The organism is Micromonospora sp. CMU55-4, assembly GCF_011602315.1.
Taxonomy (GTDB): Bacteria; Actinomycetota; Actinomycetes; order Mycobacteriales; family Micromonosporaceae; genus Micromonospora; species Micromonospora chalcea.
Genome location: NZ_JAAOLH010000021.1, coordinates 78,204 through 97,096 on the forward strand (window position 1 = coordinate 78,204; position 18,893 = coordinate 97,096).

Consider the following 18,893-nt stretch of genomic DNA (forward strand, 5'->3'; position numbering starts at 1 on the left):
CCCCGGCTCCCGCCCGCCGCCTTCACGCAGACGTCGCTGTGCTCGGCCTCGGCGAGCCGGAGGTTGATCCGTTGCCCCGACGTCGTCGGCCGGTGCGGGCGCCCTACCTCGGTTAGCCTGCGAGCCGGGCACGACTTCGCCGAGCGACCGGAGGTAACGGTGCGAGGAACGGGAGAGACCCCGGGGCCGGCCGGCGCCACGACCGCGAGCCCGAAGCGCAAGCGGCGGCGCCTGCCGGTCGTCCTCGCGGTCTGCGTGCTGCTGGCCGGGTGCGGCCTGGTCGCGGGCGGCTACTACTTCGACAGCGTGCCCACGCCCAGCGACCTGAAGCTGCCCGAGTCGACAACCGTCTTCTACGCCGACGGGCGCACGCCGATGGCGAAGCTGGGCGCGCAGAACCGCACCATCGTGCCGTACGACCAGATGAACGACTCGGCCAAGCAGGCGATCGTGGCGGCCGAGGACCGGACCTTCTGGACCAACCGCGGCATCGACTTCAAGGGCGTGCTGCGCGCCGCCTGGGCCAACGTGAGCGGCGGGCAGCGGCAGGGCGCCTCCACGCTCACCCAGCAGTACGCGCGCATCGCCGCCGACCTGCGCGGCGTCACCTACTCCCGCAAGCTGCGCGAGGCGGTCATCGCGTGGAAGCTCGACGACGCGTACACCAAGGAGGAGATCCTCGGCTTCTACCTGAACACCGTGCCGTTCGGCCGGGGAGCGTACGGGATCGAGGCGGCCGCGCAGACGTACTTCGGCAAGACGGTCCGCCGGGACGCCCCACCCGAGCGGCAGCTCACCCAGGCCGAGGCGATGGTGCTCTGCGCCATGGTGAAGCAGCCGGAGGCGGATCCGGCCGACCCCGAGGGCACGCCCGGCTACGACCCGCGCCGCAACGCGCTGGCCAAGCAGAACTCGATCGACAGGTGGAACTACATCCGCGACGGCATGGTCAAGCTCGGCTACCTGACGTCGCAGCAGGCGGCGGACCTCGCGTACCCGGACACGGTCCGGCCGATCGACAAGGACGCGGGCCGGTCCGACCTGGACCGGCCGACCGGCCTGGTGGTCAACCACGTGCTGGCCGAGCTGCGCGGGACCGAGCCGTTCCGCGGCAAGCCGGACGAGGTGATCCGGGACGGCGGCTACCGCATCGTCACCACCATCGACAAGCGCGTGCAGGACGCGGCCGAGGCGGCGGCGGACATCCGCCGGGACACCGCCCCGCGAGCGGTGCGCGGGCAGCCGCGGAACTGGCAGGCGGCGCTGGTGGCGGTGGAGCCGGGCTCCGGCCGGGTGCTCGGCTACTACGGTGGCGACAAGGGCTCGGGCGCGGACTACGCGGGCTGGTACTCCGACGAGGACGGCCAGGCCCGCGGCTTCGGCCAGCATCCGCCGGGGTCGTCGTTCAAGGTGTACGACCTGGCCGCCGCCGTGCGCGACGGGATCTCGGTGAAGGAGCGGTTCGACTCGCCGGACACCAAGGAGTTCCCCGCCTCGGGGCGCACCAAGGGCAGCGCGGCCGGGCCGATCCGCAACGCCGAGCGGGCGCCCTGCCAGCCGGACTGCGCGCTCTGGGAGGCCACCGTCGCCTCGCTCAACGTGACCTACTTCGAGCTGACCGAGCGGCTCGGCACGGACAAGGTGATCGAGATGGCCCGGCAGGCGGGCGTGGAGTCGATGTGGGAGACGGTCCGGGGCAACCCGCGGCCGCAGCGCGTCGACCTGCGCAGCGACCCCGCCGACGAGGTGGCGAAGCGGTTCTCCACCGAGGTCGGCATCGGGCAGTACGGCATCACCGTGCAGGACCACGCGAACGGGATGGCCACGTTCGCGGCCGGCGGCAAGCGCGCCGACGCCCACTTCGTCCGGTCGGTGAGCAAGGACGACGAGGAGGTGTGGACCGAGCAGTTGCGCACCACCGACCTCGGGCTGGACCGGGAGGCCGTCGACCAGCTGGACTGGACGCTGCGCCGGGTCCGGGCGGCCAAGCTGGACAACGGCTGGGACTCCGCCGGCAAGACCGGCACCTGGCAGGCCGGGAAGAGCACCACGCAGAACGTGCACACCTGGATGGTGGGCTGGACCGGCGCGCTGGCCTCGGCCGTGTGGCTGGGCACCACCGACGGCAAGCCGCTGCGGACCAGCGACGGCAGCTACGACGTGTACGGCTCGACCGGCGCCGCGCCGATCTGGCGGCAGTTCATGACAAAGGCCACCGAGGCGATGAAGCTCGACCCGGGCAAGTACCGCTTCGGTGAGCCGAAGTTTCCCGGCGACACCCCGGAGCCGACCGCGTCGGCACCGCCGCCGTCCACCGCCGCGCCCACACCGTCGGACTCCCCGAGCCCGAGCCCGACCCCGTCGAGCCCCAGCCCGAGCCCGGAGCCGACCGGGCGGCCGACGTCGCGGCCCACGCTGACGCCCACGCTGCCACCGCCGCCCACGATCACGCCGACGCGGACCCGCGGCCCGCGCTGACGCACCCGGCCGCGCGGTGGCGGCCCGCGTGCGGCGGCGTCCTCGCGTCTATGTGCGCCATTCGCGCACATAGGCAACGTCCGCAATTTGCACGGGCCCCCATCCACTGTCGGCGATGTTCGCCCTGATCAGGGCCTATTGAAGATCATGGTTGCCTGGGACGACACGCGCGGCGACACGCCCGACTGCCAGCCGTTGCCCAGGTCACCCATTGCTCACGGCTCGCGCGGCGTGTGATTGTGCACCAGCGAACCGCCGACCCCCGGCGAATCGCGACGGTCGATCTGTCGACCCGGAGCCACGCCGGCAGCTCCGGTGACCGGCCGTCACCCTGCCTCGCACCACCGCGCCGCCCGTCCCCACCGGGCTCGTGCGGCGCGCCTGTAGAACAGGAGCAAACCTCCGTGAAACTCTCACCTCGCCTCGCCGCGCTCACCGGCGCGGCGGCGGCCGGCGTCATCGCCGCCGGCACCGCCGCGGCCGTGCAGGCTGCGCCACCCGGGCCCGCCGCCCCCAACCCGGCCCAGGCCCGAGCGGCCGCCGCCGACTCGACCCGCGCGCTGGTCGCGAACCGCCCCGCCTACCTCCAGGCCGGTTCCGACGACGCGTTCGTCCAGAAGCCGGTCATCTCCTCCGAGGGCACCCAGTACGTGCCGTACGAGCGCACCTACAAGGGCCTGCCCGTGGTCGGCGGCGACTTCGTGCTGGCCACCGACTCCGCCGGCAACCTCAAGTACGCCTCGGTCGCCCAGCAGCGGCCGATCGGCGCCCTCGCCACCACGCCCGCGCTGACCCAGGCCGCCGCCGCGGCCACGGCGCGCGCCCAGCTCAAGACCGTCAGCGCCGTCGAGGGCACCACGCTCGTCGTCTACACGCTCGGCGCCGCACCGGCGCTCGCCTGGGAGACCACGGTACGTGGCACCAGCGCGGACGGCCCGAGCCGGCTCACCGTCGACGTCGACGCCCGTACCGGCGCGGTCCTGCGCAAGCAGGAGCACGTGGTACGCGGCACCGGCACCGGCGCCTGGAACGGGCCCAGCCCGCTCACGCTCAACACCACCCAGTCGGGCTCCACGTACACCATGAAGGACCCGACCGTCACGAACCTGAGCTGCCAGGACGCGGCGAACAACACCACGTTCAGCGGCTCCGACGACGTGTGGGGCAACGGCACCGCCACGAACAAGGAGACCGGCTGCGTGGACGCGCTGTTCTCCGCGCAGACCGAGCACAAGATGCTCGCCCAGTGGCTGGGCCGCAACGGCGCCAACGGCAACGGCGGCTACTGGCCGATCCGGGTGGGCCTCAACGACCAGAACGCCTACTACGACGGCAGCCAGGTGCAGATCGGCAAGAACACCGCCGGCCAGTGGATCGGCTCGCTGGACGTGGTGGCGCACGAGATCGGCCACGGCATCGACGACAACACCCCCGGCGGCATCTCCGGCGGCGGCACGCAGGAGTTCGTGGCGGACACGTTCGGCGCGGCCACCGAGTGGTTCGCCAACGAGCCGTCCAGCTACGACGCGCCGGACTTCCTGGTCGGCGAAAAGATCAACCTGGTCGGCTCCGGCCCGATCCGCAACATGTACAACCCGTCGGCGCTCGGCGACCCGAACTGCTACTCGAGCAGCATCCCGTCGACCGAGGTGCACGCCGCGGCCGGGCCCGGCAACCACTGGTTCTACCTGCTGGCCAACGGCAGCAGCCCGACCAACGGGCAGCCGTCCAGCTCGACCTGCAACAGCAGCAGCGTGAGCGGCCTGGGCATCCAGAAGGCCATCAAGATCATGTACAACGCCATGCTGCTGAAGACGTCGTCCTCGTCCTACCTGAAGTACCGCGTCTGGACGTTGCAGGCGGCGAAGAACCTCTACCCGAGCAGCTGCACCGAGTTCAACGCGGTCAAGGCGGCCTGGGCGGCGGTCAGCGTGCCGGCCCAGTCGGGTGAGCCGACCTGCGCCGGCGGCACCCCGACGCCCACGCCGACCGCCACCACCACCCCGCCGTCGGGCGGCTGCTCCGGCAACAAGCTCGCCAACCCCGGCTTCGAGTCGGGCAACGTGAGCTGGACCGCCTCGTCCGGCGTCATCACCACCGACAGCGGCCAGGCCGCGCACGGCGGCTCGTACAAGGCGTGGCTGGACGGGTACGGCTCGTCGCACACCGACACGCTCAGTCAGTCGGTGACGATCCCGGCCGGATGCCGCGCGACGTTCAGCTTCTGGCTGCACATCGACAGCGCGGAGACGACCACCGGCACCGCGTACGACAAGCTCACCGTCAAGGCCGGCAGCACCACGCTGGCCACCTACTCCAACCTGAACAAGGCCACCGGCTACGTGCAGCGGTCCTTCGACATCTCGTCGCTCGCAGGCACCACGGCGACCATCTCGTTCAGCGGCGTGGAGGACAGCTCACTGCAGACGTCCTTCGTCGTCGACGACACCGCGGTCACCCTGAGCTGACCGTGGCGTAGCGCGGCCGGTCGTCGTCCTCCCGGCGGCCGGCCGCATCGTCGTGCCGGGCGGTGCCGCGTCGCGCGTGGCCGCCGCCGCGTGCCGGGGCGGCGCCGCGTCGTGCCGGGCCGTGTGCGGTCGGGTCAGGCCGGACGCCCGGCCTGGGACGCCGTGCCGCGGTCGCGGTGGATCCGCGCGGCCGCCTCGTGCATCGCGCGACCGAACAGCTCGGCCTGGTCACCCATGCTGCCGAGCCGGGCGGCGAGCGCGTCGGCGTCGGCCCGCGCCGACGCGCTGACCCGGGCGTCCAGCTCGGACAGCGCGGCGTTGGCGGCGGCGGTGACATGTCCGCAGAGGACGTCGAGGGGCTCGCCGGCCAAGTCCGGGTCGATCGTCACGGAATCCAGCCGGCCACCCTGAACGGCGACCGCGCGGACCCGGCCGTCGGCTGCGGTGCCCTCGGCGCGCAGCAGGTCGCCCGGCTCGCCGTCGGCGTGCTCCGAGGCCCGGGAGCGCATCGCGGTGAGCGCCTGCTGCGTGCGGGTCAGCAGTTCGTCGATGCTCGCGGCCGCCGAGAACGGATCGTTGGTCATTTCCGCGCTTTCTTCACGTCTGAGCCGATCATCGTGACCCTAGCAACCGGCTCCGACGAATCGCGGTCAGCGGCCGTCACGGGTGGCGTCCGGCGCCGCGAGCAGGCCGGACACCGGCGGCGCGGCGTGTCGCGGGCGGCCGGACGCCCGGCCGGGTCGAACCGGCCGGGCGTCCGGACCAGATCAGCGCAGACGCAGCCGCTGACCGGGGAAGATCAGGCCGGGGTCGTCGCCGACCACTGCCCGGTTGCGCTCGTGCAGGGCGCGCCAGCCACCGTCGACGCGCTGCGCCACGGCGATCTCCGACAGCGTGTCCCGGCGCCGGACCACGTACGTCCCGGCCGACGGCTGCGGCGCTGACGTCGTCGCGGCCCGCTCCGGCGCGGCCTTGCGCGTGGCGGCCCGCTTCGGGGCGGACTTCTTCGAGGTGGCCTTCTTCGGGGCCGCCCGCTCGGACCGGGTCGCCGCGGCGTTCGCCGAGCCGCCCTTCTTGCCGCAGACCGGCCACGCGCCGATGCCCTGGCCGCGCAACACCTTCTCCGCGACGGCGATCTGCTCGGACCGGCTGGCCAGGTCGGCGCGGGCGGCGTACTTCTGGCCGCCGTAGCCGTTCCAGGTGGCGCGGGAGAACTGGAGCCCGCCGTAGTAGCCGTTGCCGGTGTTGATCTTCCAGTTGCCGCCGGACTCGCAGCGCGCGACCGCGTCCCAGTTGACGCCCGCGCTGGCCGGTGTGGCCGGGCCGAACAGGCTCGCGGCGCCGACGGCGGCGCCGGCCAGGACCGCTCCGAGAGCGGTACGGCGGCTTCGGGCCGAGTATGCAGTTGCCATGTGGATTCCTCCACGCCGACGAGGTGAGCTGTCGGGTTCGGGCCGAGGAGCCCGGCCGCCGGTGGCGGCTTCACCCCGAGGTGACGATGCACCGTGGAACGTGTGGTTCCCCCGCTCCCGCACGAGGTTCGGTTACCGGGGCCGGCGGCGGGATTTGGCGTTTCCGGCCCGCGGTGCCCGCGAATGCGAACGAAACCGACGCTAAGGACGGTTTGCGACGATCGTCCACTTCTTGTGATGGTGTTCACCCGGCCGGGCTACCACCTGTGGAGCTACCGTGGCAGGGCCGAGCAAGATCACGGGAGGGGCGGGACGGATGACCGATCACGGACACGAGCTCACCTTCGGCGGCTTCATCACGCCCGCCGCCGGGCAGCCCGACCAGGTGGTGGCGCTGGCCACGCTCTGCGAACAGGTCGGGCTGGACCTGGTCACGTTCCAGGACCACCCGTACCAGCCGGGGTTCCTGGACACCTGGACGCTGATGTCCTACGTGGCCGCCGTCACCGAGCGCATCCGCCTGGCCGGCAACGTGCTCAACCTGCCGCTGCGCCAGCCGGTGGTGCTGGCCCGCAGCGTGGCCAGCCTGGACCTGCTCACCGGCGGCCGGGTCGAGATGGGACTCGGCGCGGGTGCGTTCTGGGACGCGATCGAGGCGACGGGCGGGCGGCGCCTGTCCCCCGGCGCGGCGGTCGAGGCCCTGGACGAGGCGATCCGGGTGATCCGCGAGGTCTGGGACACCGACCGCCGCGGCATGATCCGCGTCGACGGCGAGCACTACCGGGTGGTCGGCGCCAAGCGCGGTCCGGCGCCCGCGCATCGGGTGGGCATCTGGGTCGGCGCGTACAAGCCGCGCATGCTGCGCCTGGTCGGCCGCGCCGCGGACGGCTGGCTGCCCTCCCTGTCCTACCTGCCCAAGGGCCCCGACGAGCTGCCCGCCCTGAACGCGCTCGTGGACGAGGGCGCGCAGGCCGCCGGGCGCGACCCGGCCGAGATCCGCCGCATGCTCAACGTGACCGGCACGTTCGCGCGCTCGTCGGCCGGCTTCCTGGCCGGGCCGCCGGAGCAGTGGGTGGAGGAGCTGGCCGGGCTCACGCTGGAGCACGGCATCACCACGTTCATCCTCGGCAGCGACGAGCCGCGCGCGATCCAGATCTTCGCCCAGGAGGTCGCGCCGGCGGTCCGCGAACTCGTCGCCGCCGAGCGCACCGCACCCGGCAGCGGGGCCCGCGCGGTCGCCGACGACACGGCCGCCACCGGCGGCGCGGCCACGCTGGCGGTCACCCCCACCCCGGACCCGGGGGTACGTCTGAGCGCGCGCCGCCCCTGGGACGAGTCGACCCGGCCGACCGCCCCGCCGCCTCCGGCCGGCCAGGTCTACCCACCCCGGGGGCAGGCCGCCGGGCAGCACCTGGTGGACGTGCACGACCACCTGCGCCAGGAGCTGGCCCAGGTGCGCGACCTGCTGGAACAGGTCAAGCGGGGCGCCGTCTCGCCGGGCCGGGCGCGGGCGGCGCTCAACGAGATGACCATGCGGCAGAACAACTGGACGCTCGGGGCGTACTGCGCGGCCTACTGCACCATGGTCACCCAGCACCACGGGCTGGAGGACGCCTCGATCTTCCCGCACCTGCGCCGCTCCGAGGCCGGGCTGGCGGCCGTGCTCGACCGCCTCGAGGAGGAACACGTGGTGATCCACGGGGTGGTGGAGGGCGTCGACCGGGCGCTCGTGGAACTGGTCCACCGGCCCGGCGACTTCACGCAGCTCCAGGAGGCGGTGGACCTGCTCACCGACACGCTGCTGTCGCACCTGTCGTACGAGGAGCACCAGATCGTCGAGCCGCTGGCCCGGCACGGCTTCTTCCCCGGCCAGCTGTGAGGTAGCTGACTTTTGATTTCCTAAGTCAGGGGGTACCGTCGAAGCCATGACGGACCTCCTTGCGCAGCGTGACTCCTGGTCCACCGCCAACTGCTCGATCGCCCGGGCGCTGGAGGTGGTCGGCAACCGCACCACGCTGCTCCTGCTGCGCGAGGCGTCGTTCGGCACCCGCCGCTTCGACGACTTCGCGCGGCGGGTCGGCGTCAGCGAGCCCGTCGCCGCCGCACGCCTCAAGCAGCTCGTCGCCGACGGGCTGCTCGACCGGCGCCCCTACCGCGAGCCCGGGCAGCGCACCCGCGACGAGTACGTGCTCACCGCCAAGGGCAGCGACCTGATCCCGGTGCTGGTCGCGCTGCGGCAGTGGGGCGACACGTACGCCGCCGACGAGGCCGGCCCGGCCGTCCGGCTGACCCACGACGAGTGCGGCGCGGCCGTGCACGCCCGGCTGCGCTGCGACGCCGGACACGACGTACCGCCCGGCGAGCTGGCCGTCCTGCCCGGGCCGGGCCTGCTGTCCGCCTGACCCACCTTCCTTTCCCACCCCTCGGAGCGAGACATGAAGATCGCTGGAAGCACCGCCCTGGTCACCGGCGCCAACCGCGGCTTCGGCCGGCACCTGGCCGCCGAACTCGTCGCGCGCGGCGCCACCGTCTGGGCCGGCGCCCGCAACCCGGACACCGTCGACCTGCCCGGCGTCACCCCGGTACGCCTCGACATCACCGACCCCGCCTCGGTGGCCGCCGCCGCGGAGCGGGCCGGTGACGTGACGCTGCTCGTGAACAACGCCGGCGTGAGCACCGGCGCCGACCTGCTCGACGGTGACCTCGCGCAGATCCGGCTGGAGCTGGAGACGCACTACCTCGGCACGCTGTCGGTGGTACGCGCGTTCGCGCCCCGGATCGCGGCGAACGGCGGCGGCACGATCCTGAACGTGCTGTCGGCGCTGTCCTGGTTCACGATCCCCGGCGTCGGCGCGTACGGCGCGGCCAAGGCCGCCGAGTGGTCGATGACGAACGCGCTGCGCCTGGAACTAGCCGGCCGGGGCGTCCGGGTCGCCGGGCTGCACGTGGGCTACATGGACACCGAGATGGCCGCCGCCGTGCCCGGCCCGAAGGCCCACCCGGCCGACGTCGCCCGGCTCGCTGCCGACGGCATCGAGTCCGGCAGCTACGAGATCCTGGCCGACGACGTCGCCCGCCGGGTCCAGGCGGGGCTGTCCGGTGGGGTGGCCGCGCTCTACCCCGCGCTCCCCTGAACAGACCCGTCTCGCCGAGGTGGCGGGGTCAGAACCCGTCCGATGCCGCCACTTCGGCGCAATGGTGTCGATCAAGCACAAGCCACGACAACCGCCCGGACACAGCCGATCAACAGCCTTCGACAAGAGCCCGACATCAGCCGACGCTCGCCAAGCGGCGCTCCGTCAGATCCACCCGCTCGACACCTGCGCATTAGGGCCGCCCCGCCGACGCGGGCCCGCAAGACCATCTCCGCCAGAGCCCTCACTCATCTAGAGCCCCGAGCGTCCCTCCAGCTGGGATCGATCTTCCTCATTCCGGGACGCCCCAGGTGATCAACACCAGCTCGGCGAAGTGGCGGGGTCAGAGCCCGCCTGATACCACCACTTCGGCGAGCTGGAGTCGATCAAGCGGCAGCCAGCCGCCCGCACGAGCCCGGCGAAGGACTGACCCGACAACCACCCGGATCGACTTCCCGGCGCTTGATCGACACCAGCTCGCCGAGGTGGAGGCATCGGGGGCACCCAGATACCGCCACCTCGGCGTAGTGGAGTCGATCAAGCGGGCCGGGTCGGGTCGGGCTACAGGCCGCGGGCCAGGCGGTCGGCCAGGATGCGGGTGAACCGGGCCGGGTCGGCCAGCTCGCCGCCCTCGGCCAGCAACGCCATGCCGTACAGCAGCTCGGCGGTCTCGGTCAGCGCGGCCGTGTCGCCGCCCTCACCGTGCGCCTTGCGCAGCCCGGTGACCAGCGGGTGGGCCGGGTTCAGCTCCAGGATCCGCTTGACCTGGGGCACTTCCTGGCCCATCGCCCGGTACATCTTCTCCAGCGTCGGCGTCATGTCGTGCGCGTCGCCCACCACGCAGGCCGGCGAGGTGGTCAGCCGGGTGGACAGGCGAACCTCCTTGACGCTGTCGGCGAGCGCGCCGCCGAGGAACGTGAGCAGGTCGGCGTACTCCTGCCGTTCGGCCTCGGCCTTCTCCTTCTCCTCCTCGGTCTCCAGGTCCACCTGGCCCTTGGCGACCGAGCGCAGCGTCTTGCCGTCGTACGCGCCGACGCGCTCGACCCACACCTCGTCCACCGGGTCGGTGAGGATCAGCACCTCGTAGCCCTTGGCGCGGAACGCCTCCAGGTGCGGCGAGTTCTCGATGGTGGCCCGGTTCTCGCCGGTGGCGTAGTAGATCTCGCTCTGCCCGTCCTTCATCCGCTCCACGTACGCCCGCAGCGTGGTGGGCTCGGCCGGGTCGTGGGTGCTGGCGGCGCGGACCAGTTCCAGCAGTGTCTCGGTGTTGTCCGCGTCCTCCAGCAGACCCTCCTTGACCACCGCGCCGAACTCGGTCCAGAAGGTGCGGTACGACTCGGCGGACATGTCCTTGAGCGTGGCGAGGACCTTCTTGACCAGCCGGCGGCGTACCGCGCGGATCTGCCGGTCCTGCTGGAGGATCTCCCGGGAGATGTTCAGCGACAGGTCGTGCGCGTCCACCACGCCCTTGACGAAGCGCAGGTAGTTGGGCATCAGCGCGTCGCAGTCGTCCATGATGAACACGCGCTTGACGTAGAGCTGCACGCCGCGGCGGCCCTGCGGGGAGAACAGGTCCAGCGGGGCGTGCGACGGCAGGAACAGCAGCGCCTCGTACTCGAAGGTGCCCTCGCCGCGCATGTGGATGGTTTCGAGGGGGTCGGCCCAGTCGTGCGCGACGTGCCGGTAGAACTCCTTGTACTCGGCCTCGTCGACCTCGTCCCGCGAGCGCGCCCAGAGCGCCTTCATCGAGTTGAGCGTCTGCTCCTCGCGGGTGGTGGCACCGTCCTCGCCGGGCTTGTCGACCGTCATCCGGATCGGCCACGAGATGAAGTCGGAGTAGCGCTTGACGATCTCCCGGATCGTCCACTCGGCGGTGTAGTCGTGCAGGTTGTCCTCGGTGTCGACGGGCTTGAGGTGCAGCGTGACCGAGGTGCCCTGGGGTGCGTCCTCGACCTCCTCGATCGAGTACGTGCCCTCGCCGGTGGACTCCCAGCGGGTGCCGCCGGACTGTCCGGCGCGGCGGGTCAGCAGCGTCACCTTGTCGGCGACCATGAACGTGGCGTAGAAACCGACGCCGAACTGGCCGATCAGCTCCTGGGACGCGGCGGCGTCGGAGGACTCGCGCAGCTTGCGCAGCAGTTCGGCGGTGCCGGACTTGGCGATGGTGCCGATCAGGCGGACCACCTCGTCACGGGTCATGCCGATGCCGTTGTCCCGCACGGTGAGCGTACGGGCGTCCTTGTCGGCCTCGATCTCGATGTGCAGGTCGGAGGTGTCGGCCGGCAGGTCCTTGTCGACGAGCGACTCCAGCCGCAGCTTGTCCAGCGCGTCGGACGCGTTCGAGATCAGTTCGCGCAGGAAGACGTCCTTGTTCGAGTAGATCGAGTGCACCATCAGCTGCAACAGCTGACGGGCCTCGGCCTGGAACTCCAACGTCTCGACCCCGTCGCTCACACCGGCTCCTTCCCTCTGGCGGCTCCTACGGCGGAAAGGATACGAGGGGTGACCGCTGCGGCACGCACCGGCCGCCCCGGAAATCGACTGGTACAACCAGTTGACGGGTTGATGTGCACGGGGCCACACTGCTGCGCATGACCTTCGATCCCGCGCCCCGCGTCTCGGTCTCCGACCACGTCTTCGGCCGGCTGCGCGACGCGATCGTCTCCGGCCGGTACGCGCCGGACGAGACGCTGCCCGGCGAGCGCGAGCTGGCCGGCGCGTTCGCGGTCAACCGGCACGCGGTCCGGGAGGCGCTGCGCCGCCTGCAGCAGCTCGGCCTGGTCCGGGTCAGCCAGGGCGGCGCGACCCGGGTGCTGGACTGGCGGGTGCACGCCGGGCTGGACCTGGCGCTGTCACTGGCACGCTCCGGTGACGTACTCCCGGTCGAGACGCTGGTGCGCGACATGCTGGAGATGCGGGCGTGCGTCGGTATCGACGCGGCCCGGCTGTGCGCCGAGCGCGGCGACGCGGCCGTCGTCGCCGCCGTGGTCCGGGCCGCCGAGGAGTACGGCGACCTGGCCCCCGACCTGGACCTGATGAACGAGGCGAACATCGCCATCTGGCGGCTGGTCGTACGCGGCAGCGGCAACACCGCCTACCAGCTCGCCTTCAACAGCCTGGTGGCCGGCACGTTCGCGGTCGGTGACGTCCCCCCGGACGCCCGCGCGGCCGAACTGCTCGACGTCGCCGGGCACCGCCGTCTCGCCACCTCGATCGCCTCCGGTCAGGGCGCGGCGGCCGCCCGGCACGCCCGGGAGCTGCTGACCGCGCCGGTCACCCCCACCCCCACCACCACCCCCGGAAGGGAAGCGCGCGCATGATCCCCGCCGTGCTGTACGCCGTCCCGGCGTTCCTGCTCCTGATCGTGATCGAGGCGGTCTCCTACCGCTTCCTGCCCGACGACGACGAGCGCGGCTACGAGCTGCGCGACACCACCACCAGCCTGTCCATGGGGCTGGGCAGCCAGATCATCGGCTTCCCGTGGAAGCTGCTCACCGTCGGCCTGTTCGCGGCGCTGTGGACCGTGGCGCCGGTGCAGTTGTCCCCCGGCGACTGGTGGACCTGGGTGATCCTGTTCTTCGCCGACGACCTGGCCTACTACTGGTTCCACCGCTCGCACCACGAGGTGCGCGTGCTCTGGGCCAGCCACGTGGTCCACCACTCCAGCGTCTACTACAACTTCTCGACCGCGTTGCGGCAGAGCTGGACGCCGATGACCTCGCTGCCGTTCTGGCTCGCGCTGGCCCTGCTCGGCATCCCGCCGTGGATGATCTTCCTGCAGCAGTCGGTCAGCCTGCTCTACCAGTTCTTCCTGCACACCGAACGGATCAGGGTGCTGCCCCGGCCGATCGAGTGGATCTTCAACACGCCGTCGCACCACCGGGTGCACCACGGCTCCAACACCGAGTACCTGGACCGCAACTACGGCGGCATCCTGATCATCTGGGACCGGCTGTTCGGCACGTTCGAGCCCGAGCGGGCCTCCGCGCGCTACGGCCTCACCAAGAACATCGGCACCTACAACCCGCTGCGGGTGGCCACCCACGAGTTCGCCGCGATCTGGTCCGACGTACGCCGGGCCGACTGCTGGCGGCACCGACTCGGCTACCTGTTCGGCCGCCCGGGCTGGCAGCCGGTCCGATGAGGCGCTCCTGGTTGCTGCTCCTGTTCGGGCTGGTCGCCGCCGTCGAACTGGTCGGGGTCGCGCTCGACTCGACGGTGCTCCAGTGGCTGGCCAAGCCGCTGCTCGCGCCGGTGCTGCTGGCGTACCTCTGGGCGCGCCGCCGCCGGGTGGACGCGGTGGCGGTCGGCCTGGTCGCCGCCACCGCGGGCGACGTCGCCCTGCTCCTGGAGGGTGACACCGCGTTCCTGGCCGGCATGGGCTTCTTCCTGGTCACCCAGATCGCGTTCATCACCGCCTTCGTCCGGCACCGGCGCGCGCCGGTCGTGGCGTGGGCCGGCTACCTGCTCGCCTGGGCCGGGGCGAACGCGCTGCTGTGGGGCATGCTCGGGCCGCTGCGGCTGCCGGTGCTCGGCTACAGCCTGGCGCTGTGCCTGATGGCCGCCGCCGCGGCCGGGGTGTCCGCGCCTGTCGCCGCCGGCGGCGCGTTCTTCCTCGTCTCCGACCTGCTCATCGGCGTGGGCGCGGCCGGGATCGAGCTGCCCGGGCGGGGCCTGCTGGTGATGACCACCTACTGCGCGGCGCTGCTGCTGATCACCACCGGCTGGGTGGCCGCGACCCGCCCGGCGACCGGCCCGGAGTCGCCGCCCGCGGGTACCCTGCTCGCGTGGCCAGGGAGAACGGGCGCAAGCTGATCGCCTCGAACAAGAAGGCGCGGCACGACTACGACATCCTCAAGACGTACGAGGCGGGTATCGTGCTGGCCGGCACCGAGGTCAAGTCTCTGCGGGAGGGGCGGGTGTCGCTTGTCGACGCGTTCGCCCAGGAGCGCGACGGCGAGATCATGCTGTACGGCCTGCACATCGCCGAGTACGGCTTCGGCACCTGGACCAACCACGCGCCCCGGCGCACCCGCAAGCTGCTGCTGCACCGGGTGGAGATCGCCCGCATCCTGGAGAAGCTGCGCGACGGCGGCGTCACGTTGGTGCCGCTGTCGATGTACTTCGCCGACGGCTGGGCCAAGGTGGAGCTGGGCCTGGCCCGGGGCCGCCGGTCGTACGACAAGCGTCAGGCGCTGGCCGAGCGGGACGCGAAGAAGGAGATCGCCCGGGAGATGGGTCGCCGGCTCAAGGGCCGCACCACCGGCCGCCGAACCTGATCCGTCCCGTGTTGAGGACAGTCGCTGTCCGCTGGCTCCGGCAGGCTGGACGGCGACCGATCACACGTGCCGCCGGTTCGCCGGCGGGACCGACGGAAGGTGAGCCGAGATGGCCCGCGACGTGCAAATCACCATCGACTGCGCCGACCCGGCGAAGCTGGCGGCGTTCTGGGCCGAGGTCCTCGGCTACCGGGTCCAGGGCCCGCCGGAGGGCTTCGACTCGTGGGAGCAGGCGCTGACCGCGATGGGCGTTCCGCCGGAGCGGCACAACGACGCCTCGGCAGTGGTCGACCCGGAGGGGGCCGGTCCGCGACTGTTCTTCCAGCGGGTGCCGGAGTCCAAGCGGGTCAAGAACCGGGTGCATCTGGACGTCCGGGCCGCGCCCGGCCTGACCGGCGAGGCCCGGATGGCGGCGCTGGAGGCGGCGGCCGACCTGCTCGTTCCGCTCGGCGCGACGCGCGTCGGGCGCTTCGAGCCCGCTCCCCCGCTGGAGGCGGGGCACGTGCTGATGACCGATCCGGAGGGCAACGAGTTCTGCCTCGACTGAGACCCGAGGAGATTCGACAAGACTCCTTGTACATTACTTCTTGTCGGTCTAGCCTGACGGCATGACCGACGGAACCGGCAACCGGCGCCTCAGCGACCCGCGCGCCATGCGGGCGCTGGCCCACCCCACCCGGCTGCGGCTGCTCGGCGAGCTTCGCCTGCGCGGCCCGCAGACCGTCGGCATGCTGAGCGAGCGGACCGGGGAGGCGGTCGGGTCGGTCAGCTACCACGTCGGCAAGCTGGCCGAGCACGGCTTCGTGACCGAGGCCCCCGAACTCGCCCGGGACCGGCGCGAACGGTGGTGGCGGGCCGCGCACGCCACCACCGACTGGGATCCCCTCGAACTGCTCGACGACCCCGAGCGCCGGCTCGCCGGCAACCTGCTGCGCCAGGCCGCCATGCAGCGCTACGTGGCCCGCTACCAGGCGTACCTGGAATCGGAGGCCGACCTCGACCCGGCCTGGGTCCGCGGCACCACGAGCAGCGACACGGTGCTGCACCTGACCCCCGACGAGCTGGTGGAGCTGCGGGACGAACTGTCCGAGCTGGGCCGGCGCTGGCGGGAACGCGGCGCCGCCGGCCGGCCCGGCGCGGAGATGGTCACGCTCATCTGGCAGGCGTACCGGGGGCCGCGGTGACCCGCGACCGCCGGCCGCTGGCCGGACTGCTGATCGGGCACGCCGTCTCGCTGACCGGCAACGTGCTCACGCTCATCGCGCTGCCGCTCTACGTGCTGGCCGAGACCGGCTCGCCGGGCGCCACCGGGCTGGCCGGCGCGTTCGCCACCGCGCCGGTGGTGCTCGGCGGCGCGTTCGGCGGCGTGCTCGTCGACCGGATCGGCTACCGGCGCTCCAGCGTGCTCGCCGACGTGGTCTCCGGCGTGACGATCGCCGCCGTACCCCTGTTGCACTCCACCGTCGGCCTGCCGTTCCCGGCGCTGCTGGCCCTGGTCTTCGTCAGCGGACTGCTCGACACGCCGGGGCAGACCGCGCGCACCGCGCTGCTGCCGGAGGCCGCGGCGGCGGCCGGGGTGCCGATCGAGCGGGCGGCCGGGTGGGAGGACGCGACCTCGCGCGGCGCCCGGATGATCGGCGCACCCCTGGCCGGCCTGCTGGTCGGCGTGTTCGGGGCTGTGCCGGTGCTGGCGCTGGACGCGGTGACGTTCGCCGTGTCGGCGCTCGTGGTGACACTGCTGGTGCCGCGTGGCCTGCGGCCGTCCGACGACGGGAGCGAGCCGGAGACCGGCGGCTACTGGCGGCAGTTCGCCGCCGGGCTGCGCTTCCTGGTCCGCGAGCCGCTGCTGCGCGCCATGGTCCTGCTGGTGCTGGTGACGAACCTGTTCGACGCGGCCAAGAGCCAGGTGCTGCTGCCGGTGGTCGCCGAACGGGAACTCGGCGGGCCGGCCGCGTTCGGCCTGCTGGTGGGCGTCATGGGTGGTGGGGCGCTGGTCGGCTCGCTGGTGTTCAGCGCGATCGGGCACCGCCTGCCCCGCCGGGCCACGTTCGTCACCGCGTACGCGCTGTGCGGCGCCCCACCGCTGTGGGCGCTCGCCGCCGCACCGCCGCTGCCGGTGGTGGCCGCCGTGGTGGCGATGGCCGGGCTGGCCGCCGGCGCGCTCAACCCGCTGATGGGCGCGGTCCAGTTGGAGCGGGTGCCGCCGGCCATGCGGGCCCGGGTGTATGGCGTGATCGGCGCGGGCGCGTGGGCGGCCATGCCGGCCGGCGCGGTAGGCGCGGGATTCGCCGCGGACCGGTTCGGCCCGACGTCCACGCTGGTCGTGATGGGCGCCTGCTACCTGCTGGTGGTGCTGACGCCGTTGCTGGGCGGCCCGTGGCGGGACATGCGCCGGCCCACAGTGGTGCGGCAGCGCGAGCCCGAGCCCGTCTCGGAGCGCAGGCGGGAAACGCTCTCTTGACATCGACCGACTTCGTTCATACCTTCATCGAAGTCTATTTGTATGGTTTGTTTACCGTTGGGCGGGGCCGGCCGCCGTGACGGGAACAGCCACCAGCCCCGCAGGAGGCGCCCCGTGCGCACCATCCGTACCCTCGCCGCCCTGGCGGTGACAGCGGTCGGCCTCACCGCCGCCCTCACCGTCGTCCCCCACTCCCCCGCGATCGCCGCCCCGGGCGCGGTCACCTGGTCCGACGACTTCAACGGCCCCGCCGGCGCCGCGCCCGACGCGAGCAAGTGGCGCTACGACCTCGGTGGCGGCGGCTGGGGCAACAACGAGTTGCAGTACTACACCAACAGCACCCGCAACGCCGCGCTCGACGGCAACGGCAACCTGGTCATCACCGCCCGCCGGGAGAACCCCGGCGGCTACAACTGCTGGTACGGAAGCTGCCAGTACACCTCGGCCCGGCTGCTCACCAACGGCACGTTCGCCCAGGCGTACGGGCGATTCGAGGCGCGCATCAAGGTCCCGCGTGGACAGGGGCTGTGGCCGGCGTTCTGGATGCTCGGCAACGACATCGGCACGAACCCGTGGCCCGGCAGCGGCGAGATCGACATCATGGAGAACGTCGGCTACGCGCCGTCGACCGTCTGGGGCACGCTGCACGGCCCCGGCTACTCCGGCGGCAGCGGCGTCGGCGCGTCCACCTCGCTGCCCGGCGGTCAGGCGCTCGCCGACGCCTTCCACACGTTCGCCGTGGACTGGGCGCCGGACTCGATCACCTGGTACCTCGACGGCGTGGCGTACTCCCGCAAGACGCCCGCCGACATCGGCGGCAACCGGTGGGTCTTCGACCACCCGTTCTTCATGATCATGAACGTGGCGGTCGGCGGCAACTGGCCCGGCTCGCCGGACGGCAGCACCACGTTCCCGCAGACCATGACCATCGACTACGTCCGGGTCCAGGCCTGGGACAACGGCGGCGGGGGCACCGGCGGCCAGATCACCGGGTACGGCAACAAGTGCGTCGACGTGGCCAGCGCCGGCACCGCGAACGGCACCCCGGTGCAGCTCTGGACGTGCAACGGCACCGCCGCCCAGCGCTGGAACTGGAACACCGACGGCTCGGTACGCGCGCTCGGCAAGTGCCTCGACGTGGCCGCCGGGTCCACGGCGAGCGGCGCCAAGGTGCAGCTCTACGACTGCAACGGCACCGCCGCGCAGAAGTGGGTGTTCAGCGCGGCCGGCGACATCGTGAACCCCCAGGCCAACAAGTGCCTGGACGCCACCGGTCCCAGCTCGGCCGACGGCACCCGGCTGCAGATCTGGGACTGCACCGGCGCCGCCAACCAGAAGTGGCGCCGCTGACCGGCGTCCCGGCCCGGGGCGGGCGGCGCACCCGCCCGCCCCGGCGTCACCCGCACCCGCACCCGCACCCGCACCCGCACCCGCACCCGCACCCGCGATCTTGCACTTTCGGCCCGAGTCGCGCCCCGAATGTCCCGTTCGCCCGGGCACGAAGTGCAAGATCGCGGGCATGGGGTGCGGCCGGCCCACCCGCCCCCTGCCCGGCGGCCTGCCCGGCCACCCGAACCAGCCACGCGTGTCCGGTTTCCAGGATTCGCGGACCACATCCCGGGACTGCAGTAGATCTTGGTACGAAAGGGCCCCCATAGGGA

16 protein-coding genes and 1 riboswitch are annotated in these 18,893 nt (G+C 72.4%); of the genes, 13 read left to right on the forward strand and 3 right to left on the reverse strand.

Translation table 11 applies throughout. From position 1 onward, the window contains the following. Positions 1-159: 159 nt before the first annotated feature. Both HA073_RS27760 and HA073_RS27765 read left to right on the forward strand, forming a co-directional pair. Complete coding sequence (locus tag HA073_RS27760; RefSeq protein ID WP_043323801.1) at positions 160-2,478, forward strand: transglycosylase domain-containing protein; 2,319 nt, start codon at positions 160-162, stop codon at positions 2,476-2,478. A 404-nt stretch (positions 2,479-2,882) separates the two neighbouring features. Further along, entirely contained in the window at positions 2,883-4,946 is a 2,064-nt protein-coding gene (locus tag HA073_RS27765; RefSeq protein WP_043323799.1) for a M4 family metallopeptidase, read from the forward strand. Between the two features lie 134 nt (positions 4,947-5,080). On the opposite strand, the gene HA073_RS27770 is transcribed toward HA073_RS27765, so the two are convergent. Beyond that, entirely contained in the window at positions 5,081-5,530 is a 450-nt protein-coding gene (locus tag HA073_RS27770) for a YbaB/EbfC family nucleoid-associated protein (RefSeq protein WP_043323797.1), read from the reverse strand. Positions 5,531-5,713: 183 nt separating this feature from the next. After that, positions 5,714-6,358: a transglycosylase family protein gene (locus HA073_RS27775; protein ID WP_166457643.1), complete on the reverse strand. Its 645-nt coding sequence runs from the start codon at positions 6,356-6,358 to the stop codon at positions 5,714-5,716. Next, positions 6,357-6,502: riboswitch (cyclic di-AMP (ydaO/yuaA leader) on the reverse strand. Its footprint overlaps the gene before it by 2 nt. A 172-nt stretch (positions 6,503-6,674) precedes the next feature. Here HA073_RS27775 and HA073_RS27780 point away from each other — a divergent pair. Genes HA073_RS27780 through HA073_RS27790 form a run of 3 tightly spaced genes read left to right on the forward strand, consistent with a single transcriptional unit; the run spans position 6,675 to position 9,492 of the window. Beyond that, complete coding sequence (locus HA073_RS27780) at positions 6,675-8,237, forward strand: LLM class flavin-dependent oxidoreductase (RefSeq protein WP_113972779.1); 1,563 nt, start codon at positions 6,675-6,677, stop codon at positions 8,235-8,237. A gap of 46 nt (positions 8,238-8,283) precedes the next feature. Next, positions 8,284-8,760: a helix-turn-helix domain-containing protein gene (locus HA073_RS27785; RefSeq protein ID WP_043323791.1), complete on the forward strand. Its 477-nt coding sequence runs from the start codon at positions 8,284-8,286 to the stop codon at positions 8,758-8,760. A gap of 33 nt (positions 8,761-8,793) precedes the next feature. Further along, the gene (locus tag HA073_RS27790; RefSeq protein ID WP_064445843.1) at positions 8,794-9,492 is read left to right on the forward strand and encodes an SDR family oxidoreductase; all 699 of its coding nucleotides are present in this window, start codon (positions 8,794-8,796) and stop codon (positions 9,490-9,492) included. 561 nt (positions 9,493-10,053) lie between these two features. Here HA073_RS27790 and htpG read toward each other — a convergent pair. Further along, positions 10,054-11,946 carry a molecular chaperone HtpG gene (htpG, locus tag HA073_RS27795; protein ID WP_113972780.1) on the reverse strand — a complete coding sequence of 631 codons (1,893 nt, stop codon included), beginning with the start codon at positions 11,944-11,946 and terminating at the stop codon, positions 10,054-10,056. Between the two features lie 137 nt (positions 11,947-12,083). Between htpG and HA073_RS27800 the strand changes: the two genes are divergently transcribed. From HA073_RS27800 to HA073_RS27835, 8 genes are all read left to right on the forward strand, one after another. Continuing rightward, positions 12,084-12,812: a FadR/GntR family transcriptional regulator gene (locus tag HA073_RS27800; protein WP_043330104.1), complete on the forward strand. Its 729-nt coding sequence runs from the start codon at positions 12,084-12,086 to the stop codon at positions 12,810-12,812. Beyond that, positions 12,809-13,636: a sterol desaturase family protein gene (locus HA073_RS27805; RefSeq protein WP_166457644.1), complete on the forward strand. Its 828-nt coding sequence runs from the start codon at positions 12,809-12,811 to the stop codon at positions 13,634-13,636. The genes HA073_RS27800 and HA073_RS27805 overlap by 4 nt, the downstream gene beginning before the upstream one ends. Continuing rightward, a complete protein-coding gene (locus HA073_RS27810) occupies positions 13,633-14,307 on the forward strand; it encodes a lysoplasmalogenase (RefSeq protein WP_166457645.1) in 675 nt (224 codons plus the stop codon). Before HA073_RS27805 ends, HA073_RS27810 begins: the two co-directional genes overlap by 4 nt. Further along, the gene (gene smpB, locus HA073_RS27815) at positions 14,280-14,771 is read left to right on the forward strand and encodes an SsrA-binding protein SmpB (protein ID WP_166457646.1); all 492 of its coding nucleotides are present in this window, start codon (positions 14,280-14,282) and stop codon (positions 14,769-14,771) included. Before HA073_RS27810 ends, smpB begins: the two co-directional genes overlap by 28 nt. A 109-nt stretch (positions 14,772-14,880) precedes the next feature. After that, the gene (locus tag HA073_RS27820; RefSeq protein WP_069088613.1) at positions 14,881-15,318 is read left to right on the forward strand and encodes a VOC family protein; all 438 of its coding nucleotides are present in this window, start codon (positions 14,881-14,883) and stop codon (positions 15,316-15,318) included. Positions 15,319-15,379: 61 nt separating this feature from the next. Next, positions 15,380-15,955, forward strand: coding sequence for a helix-turn-helix domain-containing protein (locus tag HA073_RS27825; protein WP_043323777.1), 576 nt, complete (start codon positions 15,380-15,382; stop codon positions 15,953-15,955). Then, positions 15,952-17,232 (forward strand): MFS transporter, encoded by a 1,281-nt coding sequence (locus HA073_RS27830; RefSeq protein ID WP_166457647.1) that lies wholly within the window; start codon positions 15,952-15,954, stop codon positions 17,230-17,232. Before HA073_RS27825 ends, HA073_RS27830 begins: the two co-directional genes overlap by 4 nt. A 114-nt stretch (positions 17,233-17,346) precedes the next feature. Beyond that, entirely contained in the window at positions 17,347-18,582 is a 1,236-nt protein-coding gene (locus HA073_RS27835) for a ricin-type beta-trefoil lectin domain protein (protein WP_166457648.1), read from the forward strand. Positions 18,583-18,893 lie beyond the last annotated feature (311 nt).

Bases quoted from the DNA above. Each gene is read 5' to 3' on its own strand.
- HA073_RS27770 (WP_043323797.1), bottom strand. From the start codon at position 5,530: ATGACCAACGATCCGTTCTCGGCGGCCGCGAGCATCGACGAACTGCTG.
- HA073_RS27775 (WP_166457643.1), bottom strand. From the start codon at position 6,358: ATGGCAACTGCATACTCGGCCCGAAGCCGCCGTACCGCTCTCGGAGCG.
- HA073_RS27780 (WP_113972779.1), top strand. From the start codon at position 6,675: ATGACCGATCACGGACACGAGCTCACCTTCGGCGGCTTCATCACGCCC.
- HA073_RS27785 (WP_043323791.1), top strand. From the start codon at position 8,284: ATGACGGACCTCCTTGCGCAGCGTGACTCCTGGTCCACCGCCAACTGC.
- HA073_RS27790 (WP_064445843.1), top strand. From the start codon at position 8,794: ATGAAGATCGCTGGAAGCACCGCCCTGGTCACCGGCGCCAACCGCGGC.
- HA073_RS27800 (WP_043330104.1), top strand. From the start codon at position 12,084: ATGACCTTCGATCCCGCGCCCCGCGTCTCGGTCTCCGACCACGTCTTC.
- HA073_RS27805 (WP_166457644.1), top strand. From the start codon at position 12,809: ATGATCCCCGCCGTGCTGTACGCCGTCCCGGCGTTCCTGCTCCTGATC.
- HA073_RS27810 (WP_166457645.1), top strand. From the start codon at position 13,633: ATGAGGCGCTCCTGGTTGCTGCTCCTGTTCGGGCTGGTCGCCGCCGTC.
- HA073_RS27820 (WP_069088613.1), top strand. From the start codon at position 14,881: ATGGCCCGCGACGTGCAAATCACCATCGACTGCGCCGACCCGGCGAAG.
- HA073_RS27825 (WP_043323777.1), top strand. From the start codon at position 15,380: ATGACCGACGGAACCGGCAACCGGCGCCTCAGCGACCCGCGCGCCATG.